Genomic DNA, 17,174 nt, shown 5'->3' with positions numbered 1-17,174 from the left:
TCTGTTAAATAACTTACCACTGTTTATATTCAATTATAAACTATCTTACTAGATTTTTCTACCTATTTTATTCTTTTTAAAATAATATCGTTGATTGATATTTTTATATCTTGATATGAATTAAGAAAAAATATATTTTATTTAAAAATATATCAAATGGCAAATAATTTATTGTAAAAATAAAATAGACTGCGGATATAATACCGCAGTCTTCAATCTACTTACTGTTCATAAACACATGTCTGTTTCCGTAAAGATACTCCCATCCTGAATAAAGTGTAAGAAGTGTCGCAACTGTTATAAATACTGTTCCAGCCATAAGTATTGTCTGATTTCCTCTATACTGACCAAGAAGTAGAAGTACTATTGCAACCATCTGTGTTACAGTCTTCCGTTTACCACTTTTACCAGCTGCTATTACTGTTCCATCTGCAGCTGCTATTGCTCTTAGTATACTTACAGAAAGTTCTCTTGCAACTATTATTATAACCATCCATCCAGGAACAAGATTTACCTCTATCATACAGATAAGCGCTGATATTACAAGCAGTTTATCTGCAAGCGGGTCCATAAACTTTCCAAAATCAGTTACCAGATTATATTTTCTGGCTATTTTCCCATCAAGAGTATCTGTTATAGATGCTATTATAAATACAAGACATGCATAAAGATACTTTGACTCCATATCAAGCATCATAATAATCACGAATATAGGTATAAGAAATACCCTGAACATAGTCAATTTATTTGGCAGATTCATATATAACATCTCCTATCAAGTCATATTCCATAGAATCATTTATTTCTACTTTTACAAAATCTCCTATCTCAAGAGGTTCATCTGAATTTATATACACTATACTATCTATATCCTCAGCATCACCCTGAGTTCTTCCAGTATATATATTATCCTCTACCTGTTCTTCAACTAAAACCTCATATATATTTCCGATTTTCCTTTCATTAAGAGATTCTGATATTCTCTGCTGAGCCATCATAACTCTGGCTCTTCTTTCTTCTTTTATCTCCTCTTCCATATGTCCTTCCATTTTATCTGCAGGAGTATTTTCTTCTCTTGAATATGAGAATGCACCAAGTCTGTCGAATTTTATTTCTTCTATAAAATCAACAAGTTCGTCTACATCACTTTCTTCCTCACCCGGGAATCCAACTATAACAGTTGTTCTTATAACAGCATCCGGGATTTTTGCTCTTATCATCTCTACTTTTGCTCTTATATCCTCTTTTGAAGTTTTTCTATTCATAAGTTTAAGAATTCTGTTGCTTGCATGCTGTATCGGCATATCAAAATAACTGCATATATTGTCGTGTTTTGCTATTACATTTACAAGTTCCTCAGTAATAGATTCAGGATATGAATACATAACTCTTATCCATTTAAGTCCCTCTATCTCTGCCATTTTGTCAAGAAGTTCGGCAAGTCTTGACTCTCCATATAAGTCCTCTCCATATTTTGTTGTGTCCTGAGCTATTACCACAAGTTCCTTGACACCATCTGCCGCAAGTTTTTCTGCTTCTTTTATTATATCTTCAAACTTTCTGCTTCTGTATTTTCCTCTTAGTTTCGGTATTATACAGTATGTACAGTGATTTGAACATCCTTCACCTATTTTTATATATGCCATATAATCAGGTGTAGAAACATATCTAGGAAGAGTCTCATCGAAAGCAAATTCTATATTTCCTGTTTCGTTTACTTTCTTGTTTTCTTCTACTTTTTCTATTATGTCAGATATGTTCATAAAGTTACCAGTACCTACGATAGCGTCTATTTCTGGTATTTCTTCAAGCAGTTCATCTGAATATCTCTGCGCAAGACATCCTGTTACTATAAGATATTTAAGCTTTCCTTCTTTTTTTAATTCAGAAAGTTCTACTATAAGGTCTATAGACTCCTGCTTTGCATCTTTTATAAATCCACATGTATTGACTATTATTAGATCTGCATCTTCAAAATCGTCGGTGAATTCGTATCCTTTTTCTATTAATATACCGTTCATTATTTCTGCATCCATCAGATTTTTTGAACATCCAAGCGACTCAAGCGCTATTTTTAACATTATTATATTCTCCCTTCCACTGCTTTTGTATGGAAATCAATCAGAACATTAAGTGCTTTTTCCATATCATTGCAGTCAAGTATTATATTATATTCATATTTTTCAACAGAATGATTGTACAGCTTGTCATAATAATCTACAAGATATAATTCTATCAGTTCCTCGTATTTTCCTTCATTGAACAGTTCTATGTAGTGGTCTACAACTGCATGCCCAAGTCTTTTTCTAAACTTATTCATACACTCGATAAGAGATTCATTCTTCTGATTTTCTCTATATATATAATCTCTGCATAGTCTATCAACTCTATTTTTTACACTGCATTCCATAAGTATATGCTTTCCTTCTCTGATTATACCCTCGTATATATCTCCAGGAACATTGAGACTTCCAACTCTTCTGCTTTCACTCTCTATAAAAATATAATCACTCTTTGAAAAATAAAGTTTTCTGAATATCTCTGATTCAAACCGTTTCTGAGAAGGTGGCTTTTCATCGAATGTTATAAACCCAAAAGTAGAACCACTGTTTTTAGCAATTCCTTCAAGGTCTATAATATCTATTCCTTTTTCTTCAAGCATAAGAAGCATATCTGTTTTTCCTACTCCTGTAAGCCCATGAAGCACTATAAACTCTTTTGTATCCATTATAGTTTTAAAATATTCAATGACAAAATTTCTATATGATTTGTATCCGCCTTCAAGTTTATATACATTTGACATACCAAGTGTATCTATTATATTTGCAAGGCTTCCACTTCTCATTCCACCTCTTGCACAGTATAAAACTACATTTTCATATTCATTTGATTTTATATGAAGATCGTTATACATATTTTTAAGTTTATCTTTTACATAGTCAAATCCCTGCTGTATAGCTTCATGCTTTCCCTGCATTTTATATATTGTTCCAACATCCTTGTGTTCGTCGTCACTAAACAGAGGCATATTATATGCCCCTGGTATATGATCTTCGCTGTATTCAGCTTCTGTTCTTACATCTATAAATATTGTATTTTCCAGTTTTAACGCATCCTGTATTTTAATAGTTTTCAAAAATATCGTCCCTTTCAGTTCTCCTTTTTCCTAAATTATATTTAAAATTTACACTCAAAAATTAAAATCAAAAAATTGTATCTATATATTATTTATATTTTATATTTATCGTTTTATATTCTATCTTTATTATTTTTTTATTTCTTCGTACTGTTCTTTTGATATAAGAACTTTTCTAGGTCTGCTTCCTTCGTTCTGTCCAACAATTCCTCGCTCTTCCATTGAATCTATTATTCTGGCTGCTCTGTTGAAACCTATCTTGAATCTTCTCTGAAGCATAGATGCAGACGCCTGTCCTGTATCAACCACAAACTCTATCGCCTGTGGAAGAAGTTCATCCTCATCGTCAATTGGAGTTGTTTTAACCGCAGATATGGATTCTATTATATCCTCTTCGTATTTTACTTCTTCAGAGCTGAACTGACCTTTTACAAAGTCTATTACTTTTTCAAGTTCACCCTCTGATATAAAAGCTCCCTGAAGTCTTTCCGGTTTTGATGCACCAAGTGGATGGAAAAGCATGTCTCCTTTTCCAAGAAGTTTTTCTGCTCCGCCCATATCAAGTATAGTTCTTGAATCTGTCCGCGAAGAAACAGCAAATGCTATTCTTGAAGGTATGTTGGCTTTTATTACACCTGTAATTACATCTACTGACGGTCTCTGAGTTGCTATAACAAGATGCATTCCTGCTGCTCTTGCCTTCTGGGCAAGTCTGCATATATAGTCTTCCACCTCTTTTGCAGATGTCATCATCAGATCTGCAAGCTCGTCTATTATTATAACTATACTTGGAAGTTTTTCTTCTGCTTTTTCATTATAGCTTTTTATATCTCTTGATCCGCTTTCACTGAAAAGCTTATATCTTCTGTTCATTTCTGTAACAGCCCAATTAAGAGCATTAGCTGCTTTTGAAGGATCAGTCACAACTGGTATCAGAAGATGAGGTATTCCATTGTAGTTTGAAAGTTCAACTACTTTAGGGTCTATAAGAAGAAGTTTAACCTCATCCGGTCTTGCCTTGAACAATATACTGTTTATAAGTGTATTTACACAAACACTCTTACCTGAACCTGTAGATCCTGCTATAAGAAGATGCGGCATCTTGGCTATGTCACTTATAAAAATCTTTCCTGATACATCTTTTCCAAGACCCATAGCAAGAGGCGATTTAAAGTTTTTGAACTCATCACTTTCAACTATCTCTCTTATTCCAACCATCTGTGTTTCATCGTTTGGAACTTCTATACCTATAGCATTTTTACCTGGTATCGGAGCTTCAACCCTTATACTTCTTGCTGCAAGGCTAAGTGCTATATCATCAGTAAGATTTACTATTTTACTTACCTTTACTCCCGGCTTCGGCTGTATCTCATATCTTGTTATCGCAGGTCCTACTGTTACCTGACTTATTGAAGCATCTACTCCAAAATCTTCAAGAGTTCTTTCAAGAAGTTCAGCATTTTTTATTACTTTTTTTCTTACATTTTCATCAGACTTTTTATTTACTTTATTAAGAAGTGTAGGAGATGGAAGTCTATAATTCTTATAACTGTCTCCATTTCCTGTTGTATTTATATCTATATCATTATTTTTATCTGCATATGCAGATCTGTTTTCGGCTGTTCCTGCATTTGCAGAATATATGCCTGTATTTTCAGATACACCATCTCTATTTAATGCATTTAAATCAGACTTATCTGCAGGTATATCAGCTTCCTGAAGCTCTTTTAAAACGTCTAATTCACTCATACTCTGAGTTCCTTCCAGAATCTCCAGATAATCGTCATCTGCTTTATTAAATCCTACAATTTTGATTGTTTTATCATCTACATTATCATAATCTTCCTCTTCAGGAGCTTCCTCCTTGGAAAATTTCTCTTTAAGCCCCCCAAACAGACCTTTTTTCTCTTTTCCTGCTACAACCGTCTTATCGTCTATATCATCGACCTCATCTGTAACAAGATTAAGTGCTGCATCCTTCATCTTGGCTAGTCTTTCCTTTGTAGAAAGCCCGCTGTTCTTTGTTTCTTTGAATTTTGCTATCATATCACTTACAGATATATTAAATGTATATACAGATGCTATAAGAAGGGCAAATATACTTACAAGCCATGCTCCAAATACACCAAATATTTTACACATATAATATACGATTATAGTAGATATCAGACCACATCCGTTACCAGCTACACCCTGATGGACAATTTCCATCATCATACTTTTCTGGAAAGGACTGTCAACAACAAGATTTCCTGCATGAAGAAGTCCGTAAAATACAAAGATGAAAAATACTGCTATAAAATATACCTTTGTTTTTCTGAATCTGTAGATATATTCATTTCCATCCATAAAACCAAGTATACCTGTTACTATAAGTAAGATTGGTATAAATATAGACAATCCTCCAAATAGCCCTTTGAATACATTCTGAATCAATACCGGAATCCATCCCATTGAGCTTGAGTTCAGACTGTAAAGCAGGAATACACCAAGAAATATTGTTATCAGATTGTGATATTCCGAATTGAATCTTATACTCTGTTTCTTCTTTCTTTTCTTTTTTGATGTTTTATTGAATAAACCCATCATCATACTCCTTTCCTTAACTATACACAGAACTGTTCATGTATTGCATGTACAGCATTTTCCATATCCTGTTCATCTACAAGACATGATATAGTCATACTTGAATCAGATGTCTGAAGTATAGGAACTTCCGCATCTGAAAGACCTTTCGATATTTTAGACATAACTCCAGGTATTCCACTCATAGAATTTCCAATAAGTGTTATCTTTGCACAATTTTTTCTTATACTGTACTGTACATTATTTCTTTTAAGTATTTTTTCTATTTTTTCTGCATCTGTATCATCAACAACAAATGCTTTTTCGCCTATAAAGAAGTTTATCATGTCCATACTTACATTTTCTTCTTCCATTTCTGATAGTATCTTTCCAAAATCCCCATTGTCTATTATCTTTATCTGAGATATACCTTTTTTATGTGCTACTGCAAATCTCTCGCTTTTTCCTGAACATTCTATTTTCCCATTATCTGAGTTTACACAGCATATTTCAGTTCCTCTATACATTGGATTAAGTGTGTTTTTTATTACAAGAGTTATATTTCCATCTTTGGCAATCTGTACAGCTCTCGGATGAATTACCTTTGCTCCCTTGTCCGCCATCTGAAACACTTCTTCATAGTCTATTTCTTCCATTACTCTCGCATTTGGCTCTACTCTTGGATCTGCTGTCATCACTCCATCTACATCTGTGTATATTTCGACCTTTCCACATTCAAGAGCTTTTCCAAGCGCAACTGCAGATGTGTCAGATCCTCCTCTTCCAAGAGTTGTTATATCACCATTTTCATTAACTCCCTGGAAACCTGCAACAACTACAACTTTTCCGGCTTCAAGTTCAGAGATTATTCTTTTTGAATCAATTTCTTTTATTCTTGAATCAGAAAAATCTCCTTCTGTACATATTCCTGCCTGTCCCCCTGTAAGAGCAACTGCATTGATTCCTCTTGCTGATAGCATAGATGCCATAAGAGTTGCTGATATTGTCTCTCCACATGACATAAGCATATCTTTTTCTCTTTCATTTGCATTTTTATTTACTTCACTTAAAAGTCCTAAAAGAGTATCAGTAGCATATGGGGCTCCTTTTCTACCCATTGCAGAAACAACGAGTACTATACTATATCCGTCGTTTTTATATTTTTCAACTATATCGCATACTTCAGCCATTCTTTCAAAGTTTGCAACTGAAGTTCCACCAAATTTCTGTACAAGTATATTCATAAAAAACCTCCCTGTATATACTAAAGCGCAAATTTTACTCTTTCAGCATTTCTTCCTGCTGCGCATATACCCATTCTGTCAAAATCAAAAATTTTATCCACTAGTCTTTTTATATTATCAGGTTCCACTGATTCTATCCCCTCAAGAACTTCTTCTGATGTTTCAGCACAGTTTTTAAGTATCATAGATTTACCCATTGAAATCATTCTACTTTCTGTTCCCTCATTTCCAAGAATGTAACTTCCTTTCAACTGTTCTTTGCTGTTTTTTATCTCCTCATCTGAAATTCCATTTTCTTTTATATCTCTTATTTCTTCTATTATAAGATTATACACCTTTTTAAGATTTTCGGCACTCATACTGGCACATATAGTGAATTCTCCTCTATGTACATATACTTCCTCTGCCGAATAGATAGAATATGCAAGTCCACTTTCTTCCCTTATTTTCTGGAAAAGTCTTGAACTGGCGCCTCCCCCTACAATATTATTGAGAACCGATACAGCATACATATCTTTTCTGTTTTCCGCAGATACTCCCTCAAAACATATTGCAAGATTACTCTGTTCATAATCTCTGTTTTTTCTTATGCAACATGAATGAAATTCCTCTGTTTCATTTTCCTTTGGTGCATGTACTCCACTCCAGTTTCCAAACTTTTCTTCCAGCATATCAGTAATTTTATCAAAATCAAAATTACCACATATTGATATTACAGCATTTTCTGGAACATAGTGACTTTTATAATACTCCATTATCTTTTCCCTATTTATTGATTTTATGGATTTTCTATTTCCAAGGATATTTTTACCTACACCTTTATTTTCGTATATCTTTTCCAGAAGAGTATCAAACACATAATCCTCAGGAGAATCCTCATACATTTTCAGTTCCTCCAGTATTACACTTTTCTCCCTCTCAATATCTGACTCATCAAATTTTGAGTTTAAAATCATATCTGAAAGTATATCTATTCCTGCATTTATATGTGAATCAAGAAGCTTAACATAATAACATGTGCATTCTCTTCCTGTAAATGCATTTATGACTCCACCCAGATTATCTATCCGTGATGCAAGTTCTTTGGCATTTCTTGTCTCTGTTCCCTTAAAAAGCATATGTTCTATAAAATGGGATATTCCATCCGTATATCCGCTTTCTGTAGCAGAACCGGCTCTGAACCATACTCCCATAGATATGGATTCAAGGTATGGTATTTCTTCACCTATAACCCTTATTCCATTATTCAGTTTTTTGTATCTGTACATAAATACCTCCGTCTCTGCTATTTTACTTATATGATATTTTATACCCATTATATCATTATAATTTAGTATTCGTATATTGGCAACTCACTTTATTATATTGAGTATTTTCAGAACATAGGATATTGTTTTCTTCATTTTAAAATCATAGTAGATAAAATAACATATATTTCAAAATAAAAAAGCGGAATCATCTCTGATTCCGCTGCAAATATCATTTTTATAAAAGAACTTTTCTTGAAAGATTTATTCTTCCTTTATCGTCTATTTCTGTAACTTTAACTTCCATTTCATCTCCGACTTTAAGAACATCCTCTACATTATTTACTCTTTCTTTTGATATCTGAGATATGTGAAGAAGACCTTCCTTACCTGGAAGTATTTCCATGAAAGCACCAAAGTTCATAATTCTTGTTACTTTACCTTTGTATACTTTACCAACTTCAGCTTCAGCTACTATATTTTCTATAAGCTGTCTAGCTTTATCTATCATAGCTTTGTCAACACCAGCTATATAAACTTCACCAGTCTGCTCTATATCTATCTTAACTCCTGTTTCATCTATTATCTTAGTTATAACCTTTCCACCAGGTCCTATAACATCTTTTATCTTGTCAGGGTTTATATTCATTCTTTCTATCTTAGGTGCATATGGAGAAAGCTCTGGTCTTGGTTCAGATATAACTTTTCTCATTTCTCCAAGTATATGCATTCTTCCCTCTCTTGCCTGTGCAAGAGCTCTTCTAAGTATATCCTCATCTATACCATCTATTTTTATATCCATCTGTATAGCTGTTATACCGTGCTCAGTACCTGCTACTTTGAAGTCCATATCTCCAAGGTGGTCTTCCATTCCCTGTATATCAGAAAGAACTACTACCTTGTCGTGGTGTTTTATAAGACCCATTGCTATACCTGCAACCATATCCTTTATAGGTACACCTGCATCAAGAAGTGAAAGTGTAGATGCACATACACTCGCCTGAGAAGTAGATCCGTTTGAGCTTAGAACCTCAGAAACAAGTCTTATCGCATATGGGAAATCCTCCTGAGATGGTATTACAGGAAGAAGCGCTCTTTCTGCAAGTGCTCCATGTCCTATTTCTCTTCTACCTGGTCCTCTTGAAGGTCTTGCCTCACCTACTGAGTATGCAGGGAAGTTGTAGTGGTGCATATATCTCTTGTTCTCTTCTTCATCAAGTCCGTCAAGTTTCTGAACATCTCCAAGTGCTCCAAGAGTAGCAACGTTCATTACCTGAGTCTGACCTCTTGTAAATATTGCAGAACCGTGAGTTCTAGGTATCATACCAGTTTCACACCATATTGGTCTTATTTCATTGTATTTTCTGTTGTCAGGTCTTATTTCATCATCAGATATAAGAGATCTTACTTCTTCTTTTATTATAGACTGAAGAACTTCCTCTATATCTCCTGCAACTTCTTCAAAATTTTCAAGAACAGATTCAAAGTGAGCAAAAGTCTCTTCTTTAACCTGATCCATATTTTTCATTCTTTCCATTTTTTCAACTGTCTTAACAGCTTCTCTCATCTTATCTGAAGCAAACTCTTTTACCATTTTTTCTATTTCTTCATCAGCATGATAAAGTTTTACTTCTTCTTTTTCTTTTCCAGAACCTGCAACTATCTCTTCTATAAACTCTACTATTTTCTTTATATGTTCATGAGCGAAAAGTATAGCTTTAAGCATAGTGTCTTCAGAAACTTCCTGAGCTCCGGCTTCAACCATCATTATAGCATCTTTTGTTCCTGATACCACAAGGTGCATTTCACTCTTTTCTCTCTGCTCTGCATTAGGATTTACCACAAATTCCCCATCTACAAGACCTATACATACAGATCCAGTAGGACCGTTGAATGGTATATCAGATATTGAAAGTGCAACTGATGAACCTATCATAGCAACTATATCAGGTGTACAGTCCTGATCAACAGATAAAACTGTTGCAACAACCTGAACATCATTTCTGAATCCTTTTGGGAATAATGGTCTTATAGGTCTATCTATAAGTCTTGATGTAAGTATAGCCTTTTCTGAAGGTTTTCCCTCTCTTTTCAGGAATCCTCCAGGTATTTTACCTACTGAATATAATTTTTCTTCATAATCAACACTTAGAGGGAAGAAATCTATTCCATCTCTAGGCTCTGCTGATTTTGTAGTATTTACCATAACAACACTGTCGCCGTATCTTACAATACAGTTTCCGTTTGTCATTTCACATATTTTTCCAACTTCTACAGAAAGTTCTCTTCCTGCAAATTCCATACTGTATATTTTATGTTCAACCATGTATGTTTTCCTCCTGATTTCGCCGTTTTCTCTCCAATTACTATATTAACAAAAATAATATTTTTGCACAACAGAAATATTATTATGACTATCCTGCATAATTATTTTGAACTGCTTATAGCAATTATATCCGGACCGGTATGCGAACATATGCATACTCCTCCTCTTGTGAACATCACTTTTCTGGCATTTATTCTTTTTCTCACTTCTTCTTCAAGACCTTTCACGTCTTCGTAATTGTCACCACAACCTATAGTGACTATCTTGTCTTCAAATATTCCATCATTAAGTTTTGTAAGTATATCTACCATTTTTGAAGGAACTTTCTTTGCGCCTCTCACTTTTTCAAGAAGTTTTATATCTCCATCTTTCATATAAAAAATAGGCTTTATATTTAAGAGATTTCCAAGCATAGCTGTAACCCCCCGGACTCTTCCACTCTTTTTAAGATATTCAAGAGTTGATGGAACAAATAGAAGATGTACACTTTCTCTTATATTTTCAAGCTCTTCAAGAATTTTTTCGTACTCAAGACCTTCATCTATAAGCTCACATGCCTTTATTACAAACTGCCCACTTCCAAGAGAAAGTTCAAGTGTATCAATTATTTCTATATCTCCTTCTGTATCAGATTTTGCAAGCATTGCACTCTGATATGTCCCAGAAGATCTTGATGAACCTGTAATACATATTATCTTCTTTCCTTCTGATAGAGCTCTATCAAAAGCTTCCTTAAACTCAACATATGTAGCCTGAGATGTTTTCGGTATTTCTCTTGTCTTTTTTACTCTATCGTAAAATTCCTGTTTATTTATATCTATACCCTCTTTAAACTCTCCGTCTTCAAATATTACAGTAAGCGGTATTATTTCTATATATTCCTTTGATGCTATTTCATCAGGTATATCGCATAAACTATCACATAATAATTTAATATCCATATACATACCTCCCTCTCATAATTATAGATTCATTACAAATATGTATATCTGTAATTATATTTGAAAAAGCAGGTAATAATATACCTGCTTTTCTGAAATAACAATTATTATTTTCTTAATCCTAACTTAGCTATTAAAGCTCTGTATCCTTCTAGGTCGTTTTTCTTTAAGTAAGAAAGTAGGTTTCTTCTCTTACCAACCATTTTTAATAGACCTCTTCTTGAATGATGGTCTTTTTTGTGAACTTTTAAGTGCTCGTTTAGTTCGTTTATTCTAGCTGTTAATAAAGCTATCTGTACTTCTGGAGAACCAGTATCTCCTTCTTTTCTTCCGAATTCTTTTATTATTTCTGATTTGTTGAATGTCATGTTACATTACCTCCATATATTTTCTATTAATCGCCCTGCACTAAGCAAAGATCGGAGTGTTCATTTGCTGGGTGCGGGTTAACTACCTTAATTATATTATCATATATTTATACTTTTTGCAATTTATATTTTGAGTATTTTTCTCTTATATATCCAACATCATGTGAAAGCTGTTCTCTAAGTTCATCCATTGAACAGAACTTCTTTTCATCTCTTATTCTTTCCAGAAATTCTATTTCTATAATTTTCCCATATATACTTTCTTCAAAGTCGAGTATATGAGTTTCTATGGATAATCCTTTTCCATTTACAGTAGGGTTAAATCCTACATTTGTCGCACCGTAATAATTTTTATCATTTATTTTTACAATAGATACATATATTCCACATCCCGGCATAACAAGTTCTTTGTTTACTTTTATATTGGCAGTTGGAAATCCTATTTTTCTTCCGTTTGCCATTCCATGTATGACTTCACCTCTTATACTGTAATTTCTTCCAAGAAATAATGGTACTTCGTCCATTTTTCCCTCAGAAATAAGCTTTCTTATATGTGTACTGCTTATTCTTATATCATTTACCTTTATAGGTTGTACTATTTCTACTTCAAAACCGTACTTTTGCCCCATTTCAACAAGGACTTCCGCTGTCCCCTCTTTTTTTCTGGCAAATGTAAAATCGTGTCCTACAATAACTTTTTTTACATTTATCTTTTCAATCAGTATATCCTCAACAAACGACTGAGAAGACATTTTCGTCATATACGTCTCAAAAGGTATATTTAAAAGATAATCAGCTCCACAGCTTTCTATCAGCTCTATCTTTTCATTTTCGTCAAGGATATTTTTTATAATCCCTGGAACAAAATAGTTGCTTGGATGATTTGCAAATGTAAATACTACACTTTTTATACCTTTTTCTTTCGCATAATCCGTTGTTTTTTTTATAAGAATTCTGTGCCCGTTGTGAACACCGTCGAAATTTCCTATAGTGACACAGCTTTCAGGCAGAGTTTTTATATCATTTATAGATCTTATGACCTCCATCTTCATCTCTCCTGTGAGCTATACGAATATTTTGTCGCTCTTTATACTAACTTTTCCATCTGCAGATTTAAGTTTTCCTATTCCAAGGAACTCATCTCTGCTGTATACCCTTGCGTATTCATCTCCCTCTTTGTATTCAGAGTATTCAAATCTTCTTGATTCTATAATACCTCCGTTTACATAGTATTTAATGGCATTGTCCGCAAGTATGATTTTAGGATACATATCAAGAGTATAGTCTATATCAAACATATAATTTTCAAGTGTCCCTTCCTGCATGTATTTTTCCATTTCTTCAAATGTTATAGAATTTTCAAGATTAAACTTACCTGAAGATGTTCTCAGAAGAAAAGACATATGCCCTCCACATCCAAGAATTTCTCCGACATCATAGCAGATACTTCTTATATATGTTCCTTTACTGCACTCTGTGTAGAATCTCACTTTATTTTTATCGATTCCCAGTATCTCTATTTTCTTTATATTTACTTTTCTAGGTTTCAGAACAATTTCGTCTTCTCTTCCCTTTCTGACAAGATCGCACATTCTTTTTCCATTCACCTTCAGTGCTGAGTATTTTGGAGGATACTGTTCTATTTCTCCAACCAAACTCATAAGTGCTTTTTTTATTTCTTCCTCATTGTATACAAAATCATCATCAGCTTTGTATATAATTTTTCCAGATGAATCATATGTGTCTGTGGAAGATCCAAGAGTAAGCTCACATATATATGATTTTTCTTTGTTCAGTATAAGTTCACTTACCTTTGTGGCTCTTCCTATACATATAGGAAGAACTCCTGCAGCATCAGGGTCGAGAGTTCCTGTATGTCCTACTTTTTTTATTCCGGTTATTCTTCTTACTATGCTTACAGCATCGTGAGAAGTCATTCCCGTCGGTTTTAAAATACTTACTATTTTATTCATCTTTTCACCCTAAAAAGAATTCAGCACATAGTCTGTAATTATTTTTCTAGCATTTTCAATACTGTCATTTATTGTACATCCGGCAGCTCTTACATGCCCACCACCGTTAAATGCAGCTGCAATTTTACTTACATCCACAAAATTTTTAGATCTTAGACTTATTTTTATTTCTCCAGGTTTTCTTTCTTTCAGGAATATACCAACCTCAACATTTTCTATATCTCTTGTATAAGGAGTTATACTGTCTATCTCATTATATCCTATACCATGTTTTTTCATCATGTCTATTGATACTGTTATAGATGCTACTCTTGCATTTTCAACTTTGCTGTCTGTTATTTCAAGAGTTCCCAGTGCATCACCAAGTATTCTGTAGTAAGCAAATGAATTACTCTGATATATCTTCTGTACCACTCTATCTCTGTCGGCATTTCTTTCAAGAAGAACTTTTGCCATTTCAAAACTGCTTGGATGAGTGTTTGAATACTGGAAGTTTCCTGTATCAGTCAGAAGTCCCGCATATAAAAGTGTAGCTGTTTCACTATCTATTATTTCAGTTTTCATATTTTCCTCGTATCTTCTCAAAAGATTGAATACAAGTTCACATGTAGACGATGCATCTACATCTATATAGTTTATATCACTGAAATCGCCTTTATTGCTGTAATGATGATCTATACATATTCTTTTTTCAGCATTTTTTATTATTTCCTCTGAAACACAAACTCTGCCTATATCTCCACAATCAAGAGATATAAATATGTAATTGTTATCATCAAACTGAGATGATGAAAGTTTCTCTATATTTTCCGCAAGGAATGAAAGACCTGAAGGTATATCATCGTCAAGAACATAGTATACATTCTTTCCTGTTTTGTTGAGAAATCTGTACATGGCAAGTGTAGAGCCCAGATTATCACCATCTGGGCTTACATGAGATGTCAGTACAAATTTACTGCCTTTATCTATTTCAGACAGTATATTGTCCATAACATCTTTAAATTTATTCATCTGCTTCATCCTCGTTTTCTTCCACTTTTGAGGAATTTTCTTCATTAACCTTTCTTATAAGGTTATCCATGTACATACCTCTCTCTATTGAATCATCAACTTTGAACATTATCTCTGGTATGTATCTAAGTTTTATTTTCTTACCAACTTCTCTTCTTATAAATCCTGCAGAACTTTTAAGCCCTACAAGAGATTCTTCTTCATTTCCTCCAAGAAGACTTACATAAACAAATGCATATCTAAGGTCGTTTGTAACCTCTACATCTGTAACACTTACCATAGATGTTATTCTAGGATCTTTTATACCATTTATAAGCATCTGTCCTATTATTTTCTTTATTTCTTCTGATATTCTTCTTGTTCTATTATATGATGCCATAATTCCACCTCTATTCTAAAGTTTTATACAGCATTGTTTCAAATATGATATTATAAAGTTCTTTCAACTTCTTTTGTTATGTAGGCTTCTACTATATCGCCTTCTTTTATGTCGTTGTAGTTTACGAAACTCATACCGCATTCGTAACCTTCTGCAACTTCCTTAACATCGTCCTTGAATCTTCTTAATGCCGCAAGTTCACATTCATGAACTATTATACCGTCTCTTACTATTCTTACCTTACAGTTTCTGTATATCTTACCGCTTGTTACATAACATCCTGCAACAGTACCGACACCAGATATTCTGTAAGTTTCTCTTATTTCAGCTTTACCTGTATCTTCATCAACTATATCCGGATCAAGCATACCGCACATAGCTGCCTGTATATCCTCTATAGCTTTGTATATTATTGTATATGTTCTCATATCAACTTTTTCTTTTTCTGCAAGTGACTCAGCACCTGAAACAGGTCTTACGTTGAATCCTATTATTATAGCGTTTGATGCTGCAGCAAGAAGTACGTCTGTTTCTGTTATGGCACCAACACCACCGTGTATAGCCTTAACCTGTACCTCATCATTTGAAAGTCTTTCAAGAGACTGCTTAACTGCCTGTACAGAACCCTGAACGTCTGCTTTTATTACTATGTTAAGCTCTTTAAGACCTTCATTCATCTGGCTGAACAGATCATCAAGAGAAAGTCTCTGGCTTGATTTAAGCATTTCCTCTCTCTGCTGCTGCTGTCTTTTTTCTGCTATGCTTCTTGCAACTTTGTCGTTTGGAACTTCAACGAACTGGTCTCCACCCTGTGGAACTTCCGAAAGTCCAAGTATCTCAACTGCTGTTGAAGGACCTGCCTGCTTAACTCTCTTACCTTTAGAGTTTATCATCGCTCTTACCTTACCACATGCAACACCTGCAACTATAGGGTCTCCTACTCTTAGAGTACCACCCTGTACAAGTACAGTTGCAACAGGACCTCTACCTTTGTCAAGCTGAGCCTCTATTACTGTACCTACAGCTCTCTTATCAGGATTTGCTTTAAGTTCTTCCATTTCTGCTACTAGAAGAACCATTTCAAGAAGTGTATCTATACCTATTTTTTTCTTTGCTGATACTGGAACTGATATTACATCTCCACCCCAGTCTTCAACTAAAAGACCCTGGTCTGCAAGTTCCTGCTTAACTTTGTCAGGATTTGCTCCGTCTTTATCTATTTTGTTTATAGCAACTATAAGTGGAACTTCAGCTGCTTTTGCATGGTTTATAGCCTCTATTGTCTGTGGCATTATACCGTCGTCTGCTGCAACAACAAGTATAGCTATATCTGTAACCTGAGCACCTCTTGCTCTCATTGAAGTGAAGGCCTCATGTCCTGGTGTATCAAGGAATACTATTTTCTGTCCGTTTATCATAACTTCAGAAGCCCCTATGTGCTGAGTTATTCCCCCAGCTTCTCCCTCAGTTACATTTGTCTTTCTTATTGCATCAAGAAGAGATGTTTTACCGTGGTCAACGTGACCCATTACTGTTACAACCGGTGGTCTAGGTTTTAGATCTTCTTCTCTATCCTCTTCTATTTCCATAAGTTTTTCTATTTCTTCTTCTGTATCACTGTCATCAGCAGCTGCAAGTTCAAATCCGAATTTTGTAGCTACAAGAGCTGCTATTTCAAAACTTACTTCCTGGTTTATTGTAGCCATAGTTCCCATTTTCATAAGTTCCATTATAACTTCTGATACAGTTTTTCCCATTGCATCTGCAAGAGCCTGAACAGTAAGTTTTCCATCTACTGATATAACATTTCCTCTTGCTGCTATTACATCTTCTTTTATCATTTCATAGGCAAGTTCAAATTCTTCACCTTCAAGTACATCGTCCTTGTCTGATACGTTTATATCATACTCGGCAAGCTTTTTTATAAGCTCCTCGTTGGATATTTTTAATTCTTCTGCTACCTGGTACACTTTTGTTGACACAG

General features: G+C 34.2%; 14 protein-coding genes. All 14 read right to left on the bottom strand.

Annotated features, from left to right (window positions below; all coding sequences use genetic code 11):
* Window positions 1-217: 217 nt before the first annotated feature.
* Window positions 218-760, bottom strand: a complete 543-nt coding sequence (pgsA, locus tag EXD82_RS08090) for a CDP-diacylglycerol--glycerol-3-phosphate 3-phosphatidyltransferase (RefSeq protein ID WP_142536412.1) — start codon at window positions 758-760, stop codon at window positions 218-220.
* Window positions 744-2,081, bottom strand: coding sequence for a 30S ribosomal protein S12 methylthiotransferase RimO (gene rimO, locus EXD82_RS08085; protein ID WP_142536411.1), 1,338 nt, complete (start codon window positions 2,079-2,081; stop codon window positions 744-746). Before rimO ends, pgsA begins: the two co-directional genes overlap by 17 nt.
* A gap of 2 nt (window positions 2,082-2,083) precedes the next feature.
* Complete coding sequence (gene mnmH / locus EXD82_RS08080) at window positions 2,084-3,136, bottom strand: tRNA 2-selenouridine(34) synthase MnmH (protein WP_142536410.1); 1,053 nt, start codon at window positions 3,134-3,136, stop codon at window positions 2,084-2,086.
* A gap of 129 nt (window positions 3,137-3,265) precedes the next feature.
* The gene (locus EXD82_RS08075; RefSeq protein WP_142536409.1) at window positions 3,266-5,722 is read right to left on the bottom strand and encodes a DNA translocase FtsK; all 2,457 of its coding nucleotides are present in this window, start codon (window positions 5,720-5,722) and stop codon (window positions 3,266-3,268) included.
* 20 nt (window positions 5,723-5,742) lie between these two features.
* Window positions 5,743-6,945, bottom strand: a complete 1,203-nt coding sequence (gene dapG / locus EXD82_RS08070) for an aspartate kinase (RefSeq protein WP_142536408.1) — start codon at window positions 6,943-6,945, stop codon at window positions 5,743-5,745.
* Window positions 6,946-6,965: 20 nt separating this feature from the next.
* Window positions 6,966-8,213, bottom strand: coding sequence for a M16 family metallopeptidase (locus EXD82_RS08065; RefSeq protein ID WP_142536407.1), 1,248 nt, complete (start codon window positions 8,211-8,213; stop codon window positions 6,966-6,968).
* A gap of 217 nt (window positions 8,214-8,430) precedes the next feature.
* Window positions 8,431-10,518 (bottom strand): polyribonucleotide nucleotidyltransferase, encoded by a 2,088-nt coding sequence (pnp, locus tag EXD82_RS08060; protein WP_142536406.1) that lies wholly within the window; start codon window positions 10,516-10,518, stop codon window positions 8,431-8,433.
* A gap of 101 nt (window positions 10,519-10,619) precedes the next feature.
* Window positions 10,620-11,459, bottom strand: a complete 840-nt coding sequence (locus EXD82_RS08055) for a DegV family protein (RefSeq protein ID WP_142536405.1) — start codon at window positions 11,457-11,459, stop codon at window positions 10,620-10,622.
* Between the two features lie 107 nt (window positions 11,460-11,566).
* Complete coding sequence (rpsO, locus tag EXD82_RS08050; RefSeq protein WP_142536404.1) at window positions 11,567-11,827, bottom strand: 30S ribosomal protein S15; 261 nt, start codon at window positions 11,825-11,827, stop codon at window positions 11,567-11,569.
* Window positions 11,828-11,934: 107 nt separating this feature from the next.
* Window positions 11,935-12,873 (bottom strand): bifunctional riboflavin kinase/FAD synthetase, encoded by a 939-nt coding sequence (locus tag EXD82_RS08045; protein ID WP_142536403.1) that lies wholly within the window; start codon window positions 12,871-12,873, stop codon window positions 11,935-11,937.
* An 18-nt stretch (window positions 12,874-12,891) separates the two neighbouring features.
* Window positions 12,892-13,800 (bottom strand): tRNA pseudouridine(55) synthase TruB, encoded by a 909-nt coding sequence (gene truB / locus EXD82_RS08040; protein ID WP_142536402.1) that lies wholly within the window; start codon window positions 13,798-13,800, stop codon window positions 12,892-12,894.
* Between the two features lie 9 nt (window positions 13,801-13,809).
* Window positions 13,810-14,811, bottom strand: a complete 1,002-nt coding sequence (locus EXD82_RS08035; RefSeq protein ID WP_246082034.1) for a DHH family phosphoesterase — start codon at window positions 14,809-14,811, stop codon at window positions 13,810-13,812.
* Complete coding sequence (gene rbfA, locus EXD82_RS08030) at window positions 14,804-15,190, bottom strand: 30S ribosome-binding factor RbfA (RefSeq protein WP_142536400.1); 387 nt, start codon at window positions 15,188-15,190, stop codon at window positions 14,804-14,806. Before rbfA ends, EXD82_RS08035 begins: the two co-directional genes overlap by 8 nt.
* A 50-nt stretch (window positions 15,191-15,240) precedes the next feature.
* Window positions 15,241-17,172: a translation initiation factor IF-2 gene (gene infB, locus EXD82_RS08025; RefSeq protein ID WP_142536399.1), complete on the bottom strand. Its 1,932-nt coding sequence runs from the start codon at window positions 17,170-17,172 to the stop codon at window positions 15,241-15,243.
* Window positions 17,173-17,174 lie beyond the last annotated feature (2 nt).

Source organism: Peptacetobacter hominis (assembly GCF_006861675.1).
In the GTDB taxonomy this organism is placed as follows: Bacteria; Bacillota; Clostridia; order Peptostreptococcales; family Peptostreptococcaceae; genus Peptacetobacter; species Peptacetobacter hominis.
The sequence above is the reverse complement of the archived record's forward strand: the minus strand, read 5'-3'. Positions and strand labels throughout refer to the sequence as shown.

Excerpts from the sequence above, each read along its gene's own strand:
- EXD82_RS08065 (WP_142536407.1), bottom strand. The coding sequence starts at position 8,213 with ATGTACAGATACAAAAAACTGAATAATGGAATAAGGGTTATAGGTGAA.
- truB (WP_142536402.1), bottom strand. The coding sequence starts at position 13,800 with ATGAATAAAATAGTAAGTATTTTAAAACCGACGGGAATGACTTCTCAC.
- pgsA (WP_142536412.1), bottom strand. The coding sequence starts at position 760 with ATGAATCTGCCAAATAAATTGACTATGTTCAGGGTATTTCTTATACCT.
- EXD82_RS08075 (WP_142536409.1), bottom strand. The coding sequence starts at position 5,722 with ATGGGTTTATTCAATAAAACATCAAAAAAGAAAAGAAAGAAGAAACAG.
- rimO (WP_142536411.1), bottom strand. The coding sequence starts at position 2,081 with ATGTTAAAAATAGCGCTTGAGTCGCTTGGATGTTCAAAAAATCTGATG.
- EXD82_RS08055 (WP_142536405.1), bottom strand. The coding sequence starts at position 11,459 with ATGGATATTAAATTATTATGTGATAGTTTATGCGATATACCTGATGAA.
- dapG (WP_142536408.1), bottom strand. The coding sequence starts at position 6,945 with ATGAATATACTTGTACAGAAATTTGGTGGAACTTCAGTTGCAAACTTT.
- rbfA (WP_142536400.1), bottom strand. The coding sequence starts at position 15,190 with ATGGCATCATATAATAGAACAAGAAGAATATCAGAAGAAATAAAGAAA.
- pnp (WP_142536406.1), bottom strand. The coding sequence starts at position 10,518 with ATGGTTGAACATAAAATATACAGTATGGAATTTGCAGGAAGAGAACTT.
- EXD82_RS08045 (WP_142536403.1), bottom strand. The coding sequence starts at position 12,873 with ATGGAGGTCATAAGATCTATAAATGATATAAAAACTCTGCCTGAAAGC.
- rpsO (WP_142536404.1), bottom strand. The coding sequence starts at position 11,827 with ATGACATTCAACAAATCAGAAATAATAAAAGAATTCGGAAGAAAAGAA.
- EXD82_RS08035 (WP_246082034.1), bottom strand. The coding sequence starts at position 14,811 with ATGAATAAATTTAAAGATGTTATGGACAATATACTGTCTGAAATAGAT.